General features: G+C 41.2%; 13 protein-coding genes and 2 pseudogenes. 3 read left to right on the forward strand and 12 right to left on the reverse strand.

What is annotated here, in order from left to right:
• Positions 1-157: 157 nt before the first annotated feature.
• Positions 158-2,992 carry a ribonucleoside-diphosphate reductase subunit alpha gene (locus F899_RS12355; protein WP_005223091.1) on the forward strand — a complete coding sequence of 945 codons (2,835 nt, stop codon included), beginning with the start codon at positions 158-160 and terminating at the stop codon, positions 2,990-2,992.
• A gap of 406 nt (positions 2,993-3,398) precedes the next feature.
• Positions 3,399-4,682 (forward strand): ribonucleotide-diphosphate reductase subunit beta, encoded by a 1,284-nt coding sequence (locus tag F899_RS12360; protein WP_005223093.1) that lies wholly within the window; start codon positions 3,399-3,401, stop codon positions 4,680-4,682.
• A 123-nt stretch (positions 4,683-4,805) separates the two neighbouring features.
• Here F899_RS12360 and F899_RS12365 read toward each other — a convergent pair.
• Positions 4,806-5,138: pseudogene (locus tag F899_RS12365) on the reverse strand (hypothetical protein); the annotation flags it as partial.
• 51 nt (positions 5,139-5,189) lie between these two features.
• Here F899_RS12365 and F899_RS12370 point away from each other — a divergent pair.
• A complete protein-coding gene (locus tag F899_RS12370; RefSeq protein ID WP_004811110.1) occupies positions 5,190-6,122 on the forward strand; it encodes an IS5 family transposase in 933 nt (310 codons plus the stop codon).
• Positions 6,123-6,174: 52 nt separating this feature from the next.
• On the opposite strand, the pseudogene F899_RS16010 reads toward F899_RS12370, so the two are convergent.
• From F899_RS16010 to acbA, 11 genes and pseudogenes are all read right to left on the reverse strand, one after another.
• Positions 6,175-6,378 (reverse strand): annotated as a pseudogene (locus F899_RS16010) (DUF3287 domain-containing protein); the annotation flags it as partial.
• 74 nt (positions 6,379-6,452) lie between these two features.
• Positions 6,453-6,788, reverse strand: coding sequence for an IS66 family insertion sequence element accessory protein TnpB (tnpB, locus tag F899_RS12380; protein WP_005223096.1), 336 nt, complete (start codon positions 6,786-6,788; stop codon positions 6,453-6,455).
• A complete protein-coding gene (gene tnpA / locus F899_RS12385) occupies positions 6,785-7,213 on the reverse strand; it encodes an IS66-like element accessory protein TnpA (protein ID WP_005108355.1) in 429 nt (142 codons plus the stop codon). Before tnpA ends, tnpB begins: the two co-directional genes overlap by 4 nt.
• A gap of 265 nt (positions 7,214-7,478) precedes the next feature.
• Positions 7,479-8,705 carry a putative acinetoferrin export transporter ActD gene (actD, locus tag F899_RS12390; RefSeq protein ID WP_005223099.1) on the reverse strand — a complete coding sequence of 409 codons (1,227 nt, stop codon included), beginning with the start codon at positions 8,703-8,705 and terminating at the stop codon, positions 7,479-7,481.
• Positions 8,706-8,757: 52 nt separating this feature from the next.
• Positions 8,758-10,995, reverse strand: coding sequence for a TonB-dependent receptor (locus tag F899_RS12395; protein ID WP_005223101.1), 2,238 nt, complete (start codon positions 10,993-10,995; stop codon positions 8,758-8,760).
• Between the two features lie 9 nt (positions 10,996-11,004).
• Positions 11,005-12,240 carry an MFS transporter gene (locus F899_RS12400; RefSeq protein WP_004683789.1) on the reverse strand — a complete coding sequence of 412 codons (1,236 nt, stop codon included), beginning with the start codon at positions 12,238-12,240 and terminating at the stop codon, positions 11,005-11,007.
• The gene (actB, locus tag F899_RS12405) at positions 12,237-12,608 is read right to left on the reverse strand and encodes a protein ActB (RefSeq protein ID WP_004281762.1); all 372 of its coding nucleotides are present in this window, start codon (positions 12,606-12,608) and stop codon (positions 12,237-12,239) included. Before actB ends, F899_RS12400 begins: the two co-directional genes overlap by 4 nt.
• A complete protein-coding gene (gene acbD, locus F899_RS12410) occupies positions 12,605-13,243 on the reverse strand; it encodes an acinetoferrin biosynthesis acetyltransferase AcbD (RefSeq protein WP_004814638.1) in 639 nt (212 codons plus the stop codon). The genes actB and acbD overlap by 4 nt, the downstream gene beginning before the upstream one ends.
• A 27-nt stretch (positions 13,244-13,270) precedes the next feature.
• Entirely contained in the window at positions 13,271-15,088 is a 1,818-nt protein-coding gene (gene acbC / locus F899_RS12415; RefSeq protein ID WP_004281756.1) for an acinetoferrin biosynthesis protein AcbC, read from the reverse strand.
• Positions 15,085-16,566 (reverse strand): acinetoferrin biosynthesis monooxygenase AcbB, encoded by a 1,482-nt coding sequence (gene acbB, locus F899_RS12420; RefSeq protein WP_004814635.1) that lies wholly within the window; start codon positions 16,564-16,566, stop codon positions 15,085-15,087. Before acbB ends, acbC begins: the two co-directional genes overlap by 4 nt.
• Positions 16,559-18,343, reverse strand: a complete 1,785-nt coding sequence (gene acbA, locus F899_RS12425) for an acinetoferrin biosynthesis protein AcbA (protein ID WP_004814633.1) — start codon at positions 18,341-18,343, stop codon at positions 16,559-16,561. The genes acbB and acbA overlap by 8 nt, the downstream gene beginning before the upstream one ends.
• Positions 18,344-18,772 lie beyond the last annotated feature (429 nt).

Genomic DNA, 18,772 nt, shown 5'->3' on the forward strand with positions numbered 1-18,772 from the left:
TCAATATTGATCTACCCTAAATTTTCCCGTATCTTGTGTTCAATTAATTTTTAAACCACTAGGTATTGTGTTTATTCCTCAAACACTGTGGCATAAAAATTGCCCAGTTCAAACGGTCCATAAACATAAAAATAGATGACAATGGAGCTATGCTAAAATGAGCGTAATTACTTCAACTCCTGGTCAACTTCAGGTGATTAAACGCACCGGTGATGTTGCCACTTTTGATGCAGAAAAAATTTCTGTCGCAATTGGTAAGGCTTTTTTGGCTGTTGAAGGCCAACAGAGTGCTGACTCGAGCCGTATTCACGATCGTATTGAGCAGCTGACGGAAATGGTTATGAACACTTTCAAACGTCGCTTACCTTCTGGTGGGACGATTCACATTGAAGAAATCCAGGATCAGGTTGAACTTGCGCTTATGCGTACTGGCGAACAGAAAGTTGCGCGTGCCTATGTCATCTATCGCGAACAACGTTCTGACGCTCGTAAGCAGCTGGGTGCCAACCATCACCCTACCCTGCAAATCACTGATGCAGCGGGTAAGCTCAAACCGCTTGACCTGAGCCAACTGACTGAAACTGTTGCTAAAGCTGCTGAAGGCCTTGAAGGAATCGACGTTCAGGCAATTGTCGATGAGACCGTAAAAAACCTGTATAACGGCGTAAAAGAGTCAGACATCTCTACAACCATGATGATGGCGACCCGTACCCGTATCGAACAAGAACCAAACTATACTTATGTAACTGCTCGTCTATTACGTAATGACCTGGTGGCAACTGGTTTAGAGTTCCTGGGTTTACCTACAGATACCGTTGAAGGCGATGCGCTAGAAACTTACCTGAAAAAAGGGATTGAGCTAGAACTTCTTTCACCTGAACTTCTTAACTTTGACCTGACTAAATTGGCTGCAGCGATTCAACCAGAACGCTCTAACCAGTTTACTTATCTAGGTCTGCAAACATTATTTGACCGTTATTTCATCCACTCGGATGGCGTACGTTTCGAATTGCCGCAATTATTCTTTATGCGTGTTTCAATGGGTCTGGCCCTGAACGAAGAAAACCGTGAAGAGCGTGCAATCGAGTTCTATAACCTGTTATCTAGCTTCGACTACATGGCATCTACGCCGACCCTGTTTAACTCAGGCACGCTTCGTCCACAGTTGTCTAGCTGCTACTTGACCACGATTGATGATGACCTGTTTGATATCTATGGCGCGATGCGTGATAACGCAATGCTGTCTAAATGGGCAGGCGGTTTAGGTAATGACTGGACACCAGTTCGTGCCCTGAACTCATACATCAAAGGTACAAATGGTAAATCACAAGGTGTGGTTCCGTTCCTGAAAGTAGCGAACGATACAGCTGTTGCAGTAAACCAAGGTGGTAAGCGTAAAGGTGCAGTATGTGCATATCTTGAAACTTGGCACCTGGACATCGAAGAATTCCTGGAACTGCGTAAGAACACTGGTGATGACCGTCGTCGTACCCACGACATGAATACTGCGAACTGGGTTCCTGACCTGTTCATGCAACGTGTATTCGAAGATGCGGAATGGACACTGTTCACCCCTTCTGAAACGCCTGATCTACATGATTTGACAGGTGCAGAATTCGCTGAGCGTTATGCTTACTACGAAAGCATTGCCAAAGAAACAAACATGTTGCACAAGAAAATCCGTGCAAAAGATTTGTGGCGCAAAATGCTGTCGATGCTGTTTGAAACAGGTCACCCGTGGATCACATTCAAAGACGTATGTAACCTGCGTTCACCACAACAACACGTGGGTGTAGTTCACTCTTCTAACCTATGTACAGAAATTACGCTGAACACCAGCAAAGAAGAAATCGCGGTATGTAACCTGGGTTCGATCAACCTGGTACAACACGTTCAAGGCGGTGTACTTGATCGTGAAAAACTGGCACGTACAGTTAAAACTGCGGTTCGTATGCTGGACAACGTGATTGACATCAACTACTACGCTGTTCCTCAAGCACGTAATTCAAACCTGAAACACCGTCCAGTTGGTATGGGTATCATGGGCTTCCAGGATGCGCTATACGAAATGAACCTTGCTTATGGTTCTGATGCTGCGGTTGAGTTTGCTGATGAATCAATGGAAGTGATTTCTTACTACGCGATTTCAACTTCAAGTGATCTTGCTGTTGAACGTGGTACGTATGAAACATTCAAAGGTTCATTGTGGGATCAAGGTATTTTACCAATCGACTCACTTGACCTGGTTGCGAAAACTCGTCCAGAACGCATGTTCGAAGTGGACCGTACACAACGTCTGGACTGGGATACTTTACGTGCCAAAGTTCAAAAAGACGGCATGCGTAACTCGAACGTAATGGCGATTGCACCAACAGCAACGATTTCAAACATCTGTGGCGTGTCTCAATCGATCGAGCCAACTTTCCAGAACTTGTATGTGAAATCAAACCTGTCTGGTGAATTTACCGTGATCAACCCGTACCTGGTACGTGCGTTGAAAGAACGTGGTCTTTGGGATGCTGTGATGGTTAACGACCTGAAACACTTCGAAGGTTCTGTGCAGAAGATTTCTCGTATTCCTGAAGAGCTTAAAGCCATCTTCGCGACTGCGTTTGAAGTTGAAACTCGCTGGATCGTAGATGCTGCTTCACGTCGTCAAAAATGGATTGACCAGGCTCAGTCTCTGAACCTTTACATCGCTGGTGCAAACGGTAAGAAACTGGACATTACTTATAAGATGGCTTGGTTACGTGGTCTTAAGACAACTTATTACCTACGTGCATTGGGTGCAACGTCTGCTGAGAAATCGACGATTAACACTGGCGCACTAAATGCTGTTAAAGCGACTGCAACTGCAGCGCCGGTTGCGGCAGTCGCTCCAGCAGTTGAAGCGAAACCTGAAGTTCCTGCAGAGGAAGAAGGTTTTGCAAATGCAGCACCAGTGCCAATGGCATGTTCAATTGACAATCCAGATTGTGAGGCTTGTCAGTAAGCTTCGCTTGACCTCCCCTAACCCCTCCTAAAAGGAGGGGGATCACAGCTCAGTCATCTGACATGTGAAAGTCCCCCTTTGCAAAAGGGGGATTTAGGGGGATTCAAAAGAAATTAGAAAATAAAGGAAACCACCATGCCGCATATGACTCACAATTACCTGTTAGGACTTGTGGCACTGGTCGTTTCCTTTGTACTTACCTTTTATTTGCCAATTGCCTATTTCTGGTTAAAGGCTCATAAATCGCGCAAGCAAAATAAGTAGTGGGGATTTTTGCTCTTCCGTACAAAAGCAGAGCAGTCATCGACAAAACTTAATTTTGCTTACATAAATTGAGCGTATAGTAGGACATTTCAGCGAGGCTGAATGTCTAATAAAAGATATAAGCATCGAAGAGAGAACTGATATGTCTATCTTAAGTTGGGACGATTTCGAAGATGATTCGCAAAAACCAGCTGCACAAACACAGCAGCCTGCGCCCGTCGAGCCGCAAAAAGCGTCTAATTCACAGGTGGTACCTGATGCAAGCAACACATCGTCGGATGTGGCAGCTGCACAACCCCTTAGAACCACTCAAAACCGAGGATCAAATCCAACCGATTCGCTGGCAAGAGCATCTGCTTCCCTAGAGCAGCTTGATGTTGCTCCAGGCTTGGAAGAGCTTGAAATGGGCGCGCAACGTGTACAAGTTGACGACAAGGCAATGATTAACTGTCGTGCGGACTTGAACCAGCTTGTTCCATTCAAATACGAATGGGCTTGGCAGAAGTATCTAGACGGTTGTGCAAACCACTGGATGCCGCAAGAAGTGAATATGAACCACGACATCGCGCTATGGAAGTCTGAAAATGGCTTGACTGAAGATGAACGTACCATCGTGATGCGTTCACTTGGTTTCTTCTCGACTGCGGATTCACTGGTTGCAAACAACCTGGTACTGGCGATTTACCGTCACATTACCAACCCTGAATGCCGTCAATATATCCTGCGTCAGGCGTTTGAAGAAGCGATTCACACGCATGCGTACCAATACTGTATCGAATCTTTAGGTATGGATGAAGGTGAAGTCTTCAACATGTACCGCGAAGTACCGTCAGTTGCACGTAAAGCAGCATGGGGTCTGAAATATACGCAGTCTTTAAGTGATCCTACTTTCAAAACCGGTACACCTGAAAACGACCAGATTTTGCTTCGCAACCTGATCGCATTCTACTGTGTACTTGAAGGGATCTTCTTCTACTGCGGTTTCAGCCAGATCCTGTCGATGGGCCGTCGTAACAAGATGAATGGTGTTGCCGAGCAATTCCAGTACATCCTGCGTGATGAGTCAATGCACCTGAACTTCGGTATCGATATGATCAACCAGATCAAGATCGAAAACCCAGGTCTATGGACGACTGAATTCCAGGAAGAAATCATTCAGATGATTCTTGAAGGTACGATGCTGGAAATCGAATATGCACGTGATACCATGCCACGCGGTGTACTTGGCATGAATGCTGGCATGATGGAAGAATACCTGAAGTTCATTGCGAACCGTCGTCTGGCGCAGTTAGGCTTGCCTGAACAGTTCGCTGGTGTGAATAACCCGTTCCAGTGGATGTCAGAAATGATGGACTTGCGTAAAGAGAAGAATTTCTTCGAGACGCGCGTAACAGATTACCAAACTGGCGGTGCGTTAAGCTGGTAATTCATAAAAACATCGCTGAATGACAGATAATGTGAGATTTTTGACACATATTTCGAGATTGTTACAAACTTAATCAGCTATGCTAAAGCAAAAAAAATAGAGCCTAATGGCTCTATTTTTTTACTACTTAATTGGAGGCGATAACTTTCGAAGTTTCGATATTGTAAAGCCTTCAGGTAATGGTTTAAATTTGTCGCCTTCTTGGGTCCAGCGTGTTGACCTACTTTGAAAAACTCTTAGTTCTTTAATATCAATTGTAGCGGCAACAACAAAATCATTTTCACCACCTCTTACTCTTGCTAAATCTCGATTAAAGGATTGTTTAGCTGGCACACGAATTCGACTATCACCATATGATCTATTATTTACAAGAATTGTATAAGCATGAACATCAAGAGCTGCTGACTCTATTAATGTAGAAAATGTTTCTAAATCTTGATTCCAACTAAGTACGGCTTTGTTGCACAAAGCTGTTCTTAAAGACTCCTTCGGCAATATAATTTCCAAATGAAGAAGCCTACACACAAAATCTACCGCACAACCAATTGGCCCGCATATAACCGAGCTCTCATTAATCGTGGGAATATTGCCATTTGGTTCGATCCAAAAACACAATGGTATGCAGAACCTCAAGGCAAACAAGGTCGAAGTCAAACCTACTCCGACATAGCGATTCAATGCTGTTTGATGATCAAATCTCTATTTAGACTCACTTTACGCATGGTTACTGGTTTTGTTCAAAGCTTAATTAAACTTTGCGGATTAGATTGGACAGCACCAGACTTCACGACGCTTTGTAGAAGACAAAAGTATATTGATATTCAAATTAACTACCAGAAAAGTCGTGATGGGTTACACCTACTCGTCGACTCTACGGGTTTAAAATTTTTAGGTGAAGGCGAATGGAAGCGTAAGAAGCATCAGCCTGAATACCGTCGGCAATGGCGTAAACTGCATATTGGTATAGATGCTGAAACACTGCAAATACGTGCCGTTCAGCTTACGACAAATAATGTCAGTGATTCACAAGTACTTGGTGATTTACTCGATCAGATTCCTCAAGATGAGCATATTGACTCCGTTTATACCGATGGTGCTTATGACACAAAGCGGTGTCGCCAGTTGATCACAGATCGAAATGCCCATGCGATTATTCCACCCAGAAAAAATGCGAAGCCTTGGAAAGATACAAAAGTTCATTCGCTAGAGCGAAATGAATTACTTCGCACTGTTAAACGTTTAGGCAGGACACTATGGAAAAAATGGTCGGGCTACCATCAGCGAAGTCTGGTAGAAACCAAGATGCACTGCATCAAATTATTAGGCGATAAGCTCAGTGCTCGGAATTTTGATAGCCAAGTCAACGAGATTCATGCACGTGTGGCCATCTTAAATAAGTTTACGGAGCTCGGCCGACCTCACACCCAAGTTGTCACTTAAATTTAAACAACTTAGGAAAGCTCTATCTTTAAAATCTTTATGCAACAAAGGCATTGAGAATAGAAAGATGTTGAACTTTAGAATCTAATTGCTGATTGGTGACTTCAAGATGTTGAACTCTGGCATCTAATTGCTGGTTTGATTTTTCTAATTCTTGATTTGATTGTGCCAAAGACTGATGCTGCATCGCCAACTGCCTGGTGAATTCCAGCAGTTGTTCATGGGTCAGTTGGCTTAAGTCAGGCAGCGTATTCATGACCGCAGTATGCCTGAGGTCATGAGAAGAATGAAATAGAACGTTTGGAGAATAGCAGAATGGAACAGCCTGGTTTAAAGCATCGTCACCACCTGCTGTCGTCCAATGCGCTTCCAGGGCAAACCTTGGATCAGTGCCTGTAACTGTTCCGGGCTGAGGGCCACGGTTTCACCTTGGTGAACTTGAGCCCAGTGAAATTTGCCCTGTTCCAGCCGCCGGGCACACAGCCAGATGCCCAGTCCATCATGTACCAGTACTTTCATACGATGACCACGTTTATTACAGAACAGGTAGGCGCAATGCGGTTTGATCGAGCCAAAGGCTTTCATGATCTGCGCCATAGCCGTATCCATACCCGCACGCATGTCCATCGGCTGGGTAGAGAGCCAGATTTCATCGATACGGATCATTTGATCAAGCCCTGAAGTAAAAGCAGCAACTCCTTGGCCGATTCCACTGGCCATTCGATTTCGATCACCTGATCTCTTGCAGAACATTGTTTCTGATGCAGTGGAATTCTGATATGAGCGACAGTATTCTTCTCCGGCACAGATAGCGGAGGTGCGTCTTGTTTGGCTGGAGTCGGGTGAAGCATGACCGGAAGAAAGTCAGTCTGTGGACTAGATGGGGTTGTTAATGCAGGGGGTATTGATCTGGATTGACGAATCCATTTATGCAACAGATTGGCATTGATCTGATGTTGCATTGCGACCTTGGCCACTGATGTATCTGGCTGCTGGCATTGCTGAATAAGTTGATGTTTAAATTCAGCCGTGAAGGTTCGACGAGGCTTTTTTAGCGTTGGTGTGCTGTCTATAACTGTCTTTAAATCCATAAATAGGTGTCCACTTAAAATTTAGTGGACACTATCGCGGTATTAATGAGTTAGAAAAAGTGGGGCTCAGCGGACGCTTACGAATATTGACTCTCCGACAAACCCGGTACGGTTCAGTCCCCTTGGATAGAAAATGTGAATAAACTGCAGAATGAATATCCATACGCCTAGATCAAATGTCCAACTAAAAATAATCATCTAAGAATTGATTACGAGACTGCAATCATAAAAATTTAATATTCTCTGTCTTTCAAGCATATTTGATTTAGGAATTAACCTTATTGCTTATCATCGTATTCTGATTTGAATAGGATATGATCAACAAGTAGACCGCCACTGTGACCATCAATATTAAGAGTAAATAAAAAGGTAAGTGAATGCCGAACTGATATAGAAAAGTGCTCAGTAAAGGCGCCACAATGAGACCAATCGCTTGAGTAGCTGTACAAATACTTGCCATTTTGACTTGAGCAGCTTGCGTAACAGATTGAGCCGCCCCTGTGGTAAATGCAGGCAAAAGGCTTGCCACTCCGACCCCATAAAATAAATAACTTAATTGAAACATCCAAATATGGATTGCACTTAAAGATAGGATGAGTCCAATAACCATGCTAAACGTACCCACCAATACCAAAGCTTTCAGTTTTAAATGAAGTACTTTTACAATCAGGATCTGAGTAATCACTAAGCTAAAACCAACAATGAGCATACATTGGGAAAAATAAATCGCACTTTGTTGTGAGCTTAAATGAAAATGGTCTTGAATATAAAAACCTGCCGTCATATTGAGCGTCACGATAGCCATATAGGTAGTAAATCCTAAAATAAGCCAAGGAATAGCTGGTTTTAATGAAAATGAATGCTCTATTTTTACAGGCTGTTTTTGATCCAATATTGTGTTTTGTTTACCCTCATCATGTTTAAAATACATTGTGATAATCAAACTAAAAATCACTAATAAAATAACTGCAATCCACATTGGCAATAAAATTCCACCGAACAATAACACTGAAGTTAGAAATGGGCCGACGATCATACCTAAACTATTCATCGCACCATACATTGCCATTTTTTGACTGCGTTGTTGTTCCTCTGTGACATGTTGCATGACATAACTTTGTAGACCTATTTGTGGCATAGCCATAAAACCACCAGTACTTGCTCGACTAATCACCAACAAAGCAAAAACTATCATTACGGGTAATGTTTGTTGTATTCCCCAATAAAGAATCGCTGTAAATATAGCCCAAGTAATGGTCATGCCCCAGAAACCATAATTCATTAATTGATAAGGAGTCTGTATTTTTTCCCCTCTGGCAATCAGAATAGATGCAATCGCCATACAAATTGCACCCGCTGAAACAATTACTCCGCCCTGTACTTCTGTTAAGCCAAGCTCACGAATTAATGGGGCAAGTAAAGGTAAAATCATTGAAAAACAAGTACCGTTGGCTAGAGTTGCCCAAGCCAATAATTTAAAATTTTGTTGCATAGGTAGTATTCATCAAAAGAAAAGGCATCTAAAAGATGCCTTCTGGATAAGATTAGTACTTGAGAGTGTAGCTCAAACCATAGGTACGACCTTGAGCAGCCAAGCTCGAAATATCGCCGTAAACCGTTGAAACTGCTTGGCTATAAACAGACTTATAGTCCGTATTCCACACGTTATATACACCAAAACCTAAAGTTCCTGGACCTGCTTTTGCATTGGCAATCACATCCATCACTGCAAAACCTTTGATTTCTGCTGGAGGACGAGTACTACCATTCGCAATCGCATCTTTACGTGCTTCATCCGTACCATCAATAGCCAAAGCTTGTACTCGTAAACCTAAACCATCATTGAATTGCCAGTCTGAATAAACCGTTGCTTTCAAAGGTGCTACACGAATTGCATCTAACTCTTGCCATTTACCATTTGAGTTTTTGAACTGACCACGTGTATAAGCTAAAGTCCCACCTACATTCCAATCATCTGAAACGGTATATTTGACATTACCTTCAATACCATACACGCGTTCATCTGTATCAATAACTTCAATTGCAAAACTTGGAGGACCAAATTTCAATGACTTATCAGATTTGTTATAAAACGCAGTGATCCCTGTGCTTAACGCATCATCTTGTAGACGCCAGCCCAGCTCAAAACTATTTACTTTGATTGGATCAATTGTTTGGTTACTTACGACAAAGTTTGCAGGGACATCTCTTAGCATACGTTGTACATCAGGTAAATTTGCACCTTGCGAGAAATTTGCAAACACCTGTTGTGCATCAGTTAAATGATAAAGTGCGCCTACATTAAAGAGTGTTGCATCATGCTTAACTGAACCACCTTTTAAGGTTTTAGCTTGGTATGTTGGAACGAAATCGGCAACCATTGCTTCAGAATATGGAACTGAGTCTTTAACATCACTATCGATGCGCTCATGACGAATACCTGCTTGTAGATTTAAGCGATCAGTTGCTTCAAATTGACTTTGTAAGAAGAAACCAAGCTTTTCAGTATCTACCTCAGGACCAAAAGCATAATTATTTAGGGGCTTAAACTTTAGACCATTACTACTGATAAAAGTATTTAGATCATAAAGTTGTGCTGTTTGTTTGCCATTTTCCTTATCGTAATCCACACCATAAGTTAGATTTAATGCACGTTCTGCCAGATTGAGTTTACTTTGAAGTGCTAAACGAGCACCAAAAACATCAATATCTGTTTCTGATTGGGTAACAATAAATGTTCTTCCACCTGGAATGGATGCATGTGCTAAAGCATTTGCACTTGGGAAGAATCGCCCTTTTTCAGTACGATAATACGCCTCTGCATTTAAAGTCTGACCAAGAAAATCCTGATTTTCATATTGTGCATTTACTGCACTGCGCTTAGTACGTGGTTGAGTATCAAGCTCTAAACCTTTTACAGCTTTTTGACTAGGTTTTGCCCCTAGAAGTAAAACAGATAAGCCTGGACCATAATCAGCGCCATATTCACTGTCCTGCTCATCGTTATAGTATTGCGCACCGATACTTAATTTTTGCTTATCTGCCAACTGCCAGCTTAAACGACCATTCACATCTACAGTTTCAGTATCTTGACGATCTGTTTGTGCAACTTCTGGACCTACACGATCACCTCGACTATCTTGAATTTCACCGCGTTGTGTATAGCTAGCACCTATAAAACCACTCCAATCCCCTTGGTTAAATGATGCAGACTGAAACGCTTCATAAGCTAAAGCATCACTTTTGAAATTATCACCTGAAGTAACGCCGAGTTTGGTTTCAAAATTTACACCATCACCCGAACCTCTTTTGGTGATGATATTGATGATCCCACCTGTAGCACCTGCACCATAAATACTACTTGCACCTGACACGACTTCAACACGTTCGATCATGTCTGGGCTAATGCTATTTAATTGGCGTGAACTATCGCGTGAGCCCGTTTGCGGAACACCATCAATCATATATTGCACTGTACGACCACGCATGGTCATCCCATAGTTACTGGTCGTACCTGAACTTGGTGTTAAAGATGGAACCAACAGTCCTAAAATATCTGCGGTACTTTTACCAGCAGCAGCTTGTTTTGCAATGTCTTCTTCGCTAATACTGTAAACAGTTCCCGCAATCTCAGCGATACTTTGAGCTGAGCGAGTTGCTGTCATAACAATCGGTGCCAGTTGATTTACGGTTGAAGTCTGCTCGACATTTTGAGCATAAAGTTGCGTACTGATCGCCAAGCTGAGCAGTGTTAATGATGTCGAAAGTGAACGAACTTTCATAAATGACCCCTAGATGAGTTGTTGCGTTTGTTTTGCTTTGCGAATAAGCAGTTGACTAAGCAACACGCTTAAAACAGATGAAACTGCGAGAATGAGATAGAAGTTTCCATAACCAAATGCTTTGGCTAAGAAACCTGAGACTGCACCGCCAATAAAATAAACCAATAGTTCGAAGCAAACTAAAATCGTAAAATCAGTACCAGCTTGTTCTTTGGAGCTGGTCTGCATGAAATGTGCATATAAGGCTGTCATTGCGATATAGCGGATGGCAAGAATGACAATGACAAAGCCACCAAGAAGTAAATGCCATTGATTCAACCAACTGAGTAAAACTGCAACACCCAACAAGGCGTAAACCAAACTGCGTGCCCAACCAGCCCAGATCAGCAATTGTGTTGCGGCTATTTTTTTTAATAAAAATGCAGCTGAAACAGCGGCTAATAATCCAATCCCTGCACCTATTACAGACATCAGCACGCCGATTTGTGACAACGACCATTTCTGATCAATCAGCATCGGATTCAGCATCGCCATAGCCGGTGCTTCGACAATTCGATAACATACGATCAAGGCTAATGCCCATAACATTTCTGGACGTTTAAATGCACGGATCAGACTTGGCGGCTGTTTTGAGATTTTCTCTACATTTGATTTTTCTTTAATCTGGAAAATAGCCAACATCGTCAATGCTGTCATAGCGGCTAAGGAAATCAGTGCAGTTTGCCAACCATAAAGCTCATACAGCCATAAAGTTGCTGCTCCACCAACCATACTGCCAAGCGCAACACCTATACTTTGCGCCATACTGCCTAGTCGATACTCAGATTCTGAAAAGGTTTCGACCGTATAGCCATCAATTGCGATATCTTGAGTTGCAGCAAAAGTTGAAATCCATAAACCGACAATAACAAATACACCAAGACCGTAATCGAATTGGGTAAGTGCCAAAGCAACGACCCCCAACACCAAAGCTATTTGCGTAAACAAAAGCCAAGTTTTACGTTTACCGAGTTTTTTGAAATAAAAACGATCAATTAGTGGTGCCCAAAAAAACTTGAATGCCCAAGGAATATAGAGCAGCGACAACATGCCAATCCAACGTAAATCTACGCCTTGATGACGCAGAATCGCAGGTAAGGCCACATTATAAAAATACAGTGGTAAGGCATGCGCGAGATATAAAACCACCACGACACTCAGGCTCAAGGCTGAGACTTTCTGAATATTTAATGAATTTTGATTCATAAATACCTCTGCAAAGCCCATTGTGTGGCTTCAGCTTTATCTACGCTCACAAAATATGGAACATGCCAAGCTTTGTGCAGAGCTGGTGTATCCAATCGAATACGATCTTCTTCATCTTGAGCAATACGAGCAAAACCCAAACAATATTGGTAAAAATCTTGTTTATATTGCTTATACCATTTGCCTTGGATTGCTCTATATTCCTCCGGAAATTCTGTATTTGCATCGGTTTGCATGATCAACACAAAATTTCGCTGATGTTCGAAATAGTGCTGAATCCGTGCTAACCATTGTTCAAATTCTGCAACAGAGACATTCGCCGCAAAGCGCATGTCTAAGATATGCATTTCATTGATATATAAGCTCATGTAACACTCAGGAGTTTGGCTGGCTGATTAGCTAGCTGTTGTTGTGATGTTTGGTAATAATCCCCAAACTTGTTATAGAAAGTTTCTCTGAAGCAGTAGTACAACATCGCTGTTTTTTCAGGCATCGGTATTAAACGTTGGCTTTCATAACAAAGCTCTGCCACTACTGCTGCATATGGTTTAACGGTATGATCTGGCTCACCCACAATTTTTTTAGCTTTCGAATGTTCAAAAATGTAAAAGCTGAGTAACCGAATGGTTGGTCGCAAGAAGCCTTTGCCAAACACAGATTTGTCACCAAACAGGAGATGCCAACCGAGATCATTGTCATCACCATCGTAATAACGGCCTAAACGATCTCGTTTACCTTCATAAATTTCGGTATAGCCCACATCTTTGCCATCAATTCCAACGATTAATAAACGGTGATGGTCATCTGCTAACATTTTGTCGAAGTAAACTTGTAACTCTAGTTCCGATTTATTTAACTGCCACTGAGGAATTACATGTGGCTCATGCATCCATTGATGTAATAAAGGAATATCCTGTGGATATTGCACTTGGCGTAAGTAGTACTGTGTACCATCTTCAAAGTATTCAAAATAATCTGGTAATTGCTGAGAGATAGTTTTCATATCGAACCTATAAAATGACGAATAAAATTAGCCCGCTTTAGCTTGGCGTGGTTGTTCTGCCCATGTTTTCAATGTTTCTGGGCTAACTGGATTTGCAATAGGATCAAGGAAGACAGGAACAGGACGTTCTGCTTCATCGTTATAACTTGTGGTAAATAGACGTACACGGTTTAGACAAATTTTGGTGTAACTTGGACGCAGCATGGCGAATTTATCAGCACGTTCAGCCAGTTCTGGATGTTTTTGGTTAAACTCAACAATCGTGTTGGAAATGGTCTGCCAAAAATCAAGCTCAGAATATTCAGGATAGTCTTGCAAGAACACATTACAGATATAACGGTAATGCACCATGAACAGACCTGTGAAAATAAAATGGCTTAGATCGGTCGCTTCGTGACGGAGTAATAAATCTGCTTCAGATGGTAACTGAGTTAACTCAGGAAAATCCTCATCCACTAAATTGATGTCGTCAATGAAGTCTTTTAATACCATTGCTTTCGGCACACCATTTTCATGTACCAACATTGTGTTCTCACCGTGTGGTGAAAATGCTAAACCATAACGATATAAGCAAAGTAATAATGGACTCATGCTTACTTGAGCAAATTGTGCTAACCAATCCAAAGGACTTAAACCTGATGCTTGGATCAACACGCTCAGGATCGATTGACCTGAAATATCACGGTGTAACAATGCTGCTTGAGATAACACTTGATGAGATGGATCAACATAACGATCAACACTTTCACGCCATAAACAACCGAACAGCTCTTTAAATTGATACGGTGCACCGTCAATGCGGTCAAAACACGGCTGATGGATAGTTAAAGTCGCAACTTCACCTAAGAAAATCACACCTGTATTTTGTAAGTCTTGATCTTGTTGATGAATTCTTTTTAACCATGCGGTCACTGCTGGAGCTGCTAGATTACGCTTTGAGGGTAATCCACGATAAACAGCGGTATTAAAAATACTGACAGGCAACTTAATGTAATGGCGTTGTAGGTTTGACGTATTGCATAATGTGCGGATTGATTGCATCGGCACATAGCTATCTTGGCTGATATTTAACTCAATAATTTTCTGATCCACAATCTCATTGGCATAAGTCGGAACAAGCCATTGATGCCATTGCCAAGCATGTACGGGAATCAAAAAGTAATTTTGTGGATCTAGGTTTTTTTCTTGGAGAATATTGATGAACTGCTGTAGTTCATTGGCATCAAATTCATGTTGATATAAACCGCAGGCACTCCAATCTTCAGTACTTCGATACTCTGCTAAATCACGATGTACGGCTAACCACAACACTTTAACTTCAGGTGAAAGCTCTGGTGCAGCGCTTAAATAATCATCATAACCAAAACCCATACGCCCTTTACTCATGATGAGCCAAGGATGACCACGTAGCATGCCTTCAACTTTGTAATGTGGCTCTGTCAAAACCGCTATACTTGGCAAACGTGTTTCATTGAACAAATGTGCTTCTGCCAGCCAAGTATTATTCATTTCTTTGATCAAATACGCTTTGGTAAATGGCTTAACATTAGAACTGTCAGACATTGCGACAATAAACTCATGTAAGTTCCAAGCAGGTTGATCATTTTCCTGACTATGAGTCACATCACGTACCGAAGCTTCCTGAATATTCCAGTGTCCGAGTAGATATTGATTTCCTTGAAACTCATACTGACGATTGCCTAAATCTAAACGATAACGCCCTGCTGACAATGCTTTAACTTCAATAATTTCTTCGTATAGAAACTCTGCAATCGCCATTTCAATAAGACGTTGTCCTGCGGCACGCCATTGCTGCTGATTAATTTTTAAAGTTGCAAAGTTCATATCAGTTTCTCATATGTTGAATGTACAGAAGCAGTTTGTGTACGTGTGTTTGCACCACGACGATTAGGATGCGCCGTCATCACGTTCTGTTCTGTTTTCTTGAAAATTGAATGGTTTTTATTGGGAGAATTTTCGCAAAGGCACTCGTTTGATTGTGCTTTGTCATCTGCCATACAAATTTTTGGATTTTGAGAGAGATTAAAGTGTTGGAATGTCTGCGCTTGATTGCCTAATTCATAAAGAGGCTCAGCAAGCAATTGATTAATGATCTTTGCTGCACGATAAGCACCAAGACCTAAATCAGGTGTGCCGACACCATGACTATGCATTTCCTGATTTTGAACAAAAATATGACCATTCAGCCGATGTACAACACGATAGTCGTCTGTAATCTGCCAACGCTGTTTATGATCAAACTCGATGTATGGCTTGAGCAACTGCATAAAACCAAAATCAGGCGTGAAATAACCCGTCGCGGCTACAAGAAAATCACAGTCGAGATGAAAAGACTGAGCTGTAGCACGATGCTGGAAATGCAGTCGGATTTTTTGTGTATCCAATGCTTCTGCATCTTTCAAATCACATTGACTATGTAAATGTGTCTGTAAGCTTTGACCTGCAATACTGCGGTGATAAAGTCTTTGATAAATTTCCCGAATGGTTTTTGCACTAATTCCCTTGTATAACAAGGCTTGTTGCTTTAACTGCTGTTCCTTTTGCTGCGCAGTCAAATCATAAAAATGCTGTGCATAATCTGGACTAAAATGTTCCAAACCTAATGGCGCATACTCCATCGGGAAGAAACCTTGAGAACGAGTAAACCAATGCAAATCAAACTGATGATTAACAGTATCTTGCTGTTCATCAAATAAGTCGATAAACACTTCAGCTGCAGATTGTCCAGAACCAAGTACGACCACATCGCCATGTAAATCTGTATCGGCATGCGTCATATACTGTGCTGAATGCAGACATTGTTGTGGACGGACTTTCTGAATCTTTGCCAAACATTCAGGCAAATATGGCACATTACCACTTCCAATCACTAAATGACGGCATAAATAACTTTGCTGAACACCGTTTGATTCAACGACTACTTTAAAACCTATCGTTTGAGGTTCAATCTTTAGAACCTGCGACTGGTATTCGATACAATCAAGTTGTTCTGCAACCCATTGGCAATAGTGGTTGTATTCACAACGTGGAATATGTGGCTGCTCTAAAAAGTAAAACTTATACAAACGTTGCTGATGACGCAGATAATTCAAAAAACTAAATGGACTGGTTGGATCAACCATCGAGACTAAATCTGCCATAAATGGCACTTGTAATACCGTATTAGGTAGTTGCATACCTGCATGCCAATCAAATTGCGCCTTTTGCTCAAAAAATACGTAATCGAGTGAGCTTTTGTTTTGTAGCAAACTAGCAAGACTTAAATTAAAAGGTCCTAGACCAATTCCAATAAAATCAAGCATAACTGACATCCTTCTGTGAAATACGCAGTGGATTTGGCAGTTGCACGTAAACAGATTGATTTTCTACAGGTGCGATCAACTCGTCTAATTCATGCAAACGTGTCAGCAAGTTGCCTTTATAAGGCAGCGTTGAATTGAACAGTAGTCCTTGTATTAAGGTACTCTCAGGATATTGCTGTAATTGCTCTTCTAAAAATCCAGTTAGATGCGCTAACAATTCATCTTCAGTGATATAGCCTGTTGCACCGATGGCATTAATAATCCCGAACAAAGTATTGCCAAAGAAATAATAACTAAAACGTTCATCAACAAAAGCTTTCGGACCTACCGCAAAGGCTTTTTCTTTCAGTTCAGGAAGTGCTTGCAGAATTTCAGTGGCAAATTCTTCAATATAATAAAAACCTTGGTTATCACGTAACCATAAAGTTTTAGGAAAATGGTTTTCGAGTTCTAATAATACATTTTGTTGATGTGACTCAAATGCCATACCATAACGATGGTATAGATACATCAAAGGCTGCAAACTGACTTCGAGGAACCGATTAAACCAATCTGAAGCAATCTCTGAAACTTCAGCATCAGGATGGGCTTTCGCAATTTTTGCAAATAAGGCATTAAAACGATTTAAAGGCTTGATCGGATGATCTTGGCACAAAGATGCGATACAAGTGACTTGTTGTTGTGGATGGAATGGTTGATCTCGGAAAATACAAATACTTTCATTGATCACTTCATCATCGATTTTTAAAGCGATCCAAGCTGGATCATTGACTGCTTTTAGACTTGGACACTGTTTAAGAATATTTTGCCCAAACTCACTATGCCACAGACGATGTGTCAATTCACCACGATGACATTCTTTGGCCAAATTCACTCGAATAGAATTGGTAATCATCACTGAAAGTGACGGCTTCATCATCCAAGGTGCATTGAAGCTCGCTAATGTGCGTATGGAAGTGGTTGGAGAGAATTGCCAACCACGCAAGCCCAAATCAATCAGTTGCCCTGTTTGCTTTAATCGTTCAAACCAAGCTTTGCCCTGTAAATAACGCGCTTGCCATGGATGTAAAGGAAGTAACTTATATTCCGCATGTGTCTTTAATAAATTGAGATCACTTTCAGATAAATACCACTGTAACGCAGTTTTTAATTGCGCTGAAATAGGTTCATCAGTCGCACTACCTTCTGCAATATAATCTTGGTGCACTAGCCAATAATGAAGTTGAGTCTTACCTTTATTTTCAGGAGAAAAGTTTAACCAATCTTCATGAACAAAGCCTGTCCTACTTTTTGGCGCGGGATGCATACTATGCCCTAAAATCAAAGCTTGCTCTGTTTCAATAAAGCTTTGCCCTGCTTTTACTAAATCATCAAATTCATATTCACGATTTTGTAAAAACTGTTGTAGCGCATCTCGACTTTGAATCCATTTTTCAACTAATGAAGCAGCATCTAGATGAACAGCGGCTTCTTGAACAAGTTCTTCTAGCAACAACCCAACAATTGCTACAGGACTAAATACCTTAATTTTTTCATCGATGATAATTTGCGGAAGATCTGCTAAGCGATGTCGCCCCACACAGCTCACATAAGATAAAGGGAAAAAGCAACGTGCTTGAATAGAGGTAATCGGTATTGATAACAGCGTCAAACCTTGGCTAAACGTCTGTAGTTGAAGAGATTGCTGACTTTTATGAAACAAGTGACCTTTGCCAGTTTCTTGCGTATATGCATTGACGAAATGTTGTAACGCCAACCGATTAGCAAGTGAATGCATCTGTTGATATCCTCTTTCAAAAGAGTTAATTTGTTTTTCGAAATGTTTTAGGCCTGAAACACATCTTAAGTACAAGGGAGTTTGTAGTTAAGATAGAACTAATGATAATTATTATCATTTACTATTTCAATTCCATAAAAGAACCTAGAAAAACAACACTAAATCATTGAATTTATTTTGTTTAACAAGGAATATTGCTCAGTAAAGATACAAAAAGATAATAATAATTCTCATTAAATAAAATGATCAGCTTGTAGCCATCAATAGTTTTTATAGATGTATAAAATTTTTAAATAGTCTCAAATGGGCTTTGTTGCACAAAGCTGTTCTTAAGGACTCCTTCGGCAATATAATTTCCAAATGAAGAAGCCTACACACAAAATCTACCGCACAACCAATTGGCCCGCATATAACCGAGCTCTCATTAAT

The sequence above is a fragment of the Acinetobacter sp. CIP 101934 genome, assembly GCF_000369585.1.
GTDB classification, from domain to species: Bacteria; Pseudomonadota; Gammaproteobacteria; order Pseudomonadales; family Moraxellaceae; genus Acinetobacter; species Acinetobacter schindleri.

Coding starts and splice junctions, on each gene's coding strand:
- F899_RS12355 (WP_005223091.1), top strand. CDS start 158: ATGAGCGTAATTACTTCAACTCCTGGTCAACTTCAGGTGATTAAACGC.
- F899_RS12360 (WP_005223093.1), top strand. CDS start 3,399: ATGTCTATCTTAAGTTGGGACGATTTCGAAGATGATTCGCAAAAACCA.
- F899_RS12370 (WP_004811110.1), top strand. CDS start 5,190: ATGAAGAAGCCTACACACAAAATCTACCGCACAACCAATTGGCCCGCA.
- tnpB (WP_005223096.1), bottom strand. CDS start 6,788: ATGATCCGTATCGATGAAATCTGGCTCTCTACCCAGCCGATGGACATG.
- tnpA (WP_005108355.1), bottom strand. CDS start 7,213: ATGGATTTAAAGACAGTTATAGACAGCACACCAACGCTAAAAAAGCCT.
- actD (WP_005223099.1), bottom strand. CDS start 8,705: ATGCAACAAAATTTTAAATTATTGGCTTGGGCAACTCTAGCCAACGGT.
- F899_RS12395 (WP_005223101.1), bottom strand. CDS start 10,995: ATGAAAGTTCGTTCACTTTCGACATCATTAACACTGCTCAGCTTGGCG.
- F899_RS12400 (WP_004683789.1), bottom strand. CDS start 12,240: ATGAATCAAAATTCATTAAATATTCAGAAAGTCTCAGCCTTGAGCCTG.
- actB (WP_004281762.1), bottom strand. CDS start 12,608: ATGAGCTTATATATCAATGAAATGCATATCTTAGACATGCGCTTTGCG.
- acbD (WP_004814638.1), bottom strand. CDS start 13,243: ATGAAAACTATCTCTCAGCAATTACCAGATTATTTTGAATACTTTGAA.
- acbC (WP_004281756.1), bottom strand. CDS start 15,088: ATGAACTTTGCAACTTTAAAAATTAATCAGCAGCAATGGCGTGCCGCA.
- acbB (WP_004814635.1), bottom strand. CDS start 16,566: ATGCTTGATTTTATTGGAATTGGTCTAGGACCTTTTAATTTAAGTCTT.
- acbA (WP_004814633.1), bottom strand. CDS start 18,343: ATGCATTCACTTGCTAATCGGTTGGCGTTACAACATTTCGTCAATGCA.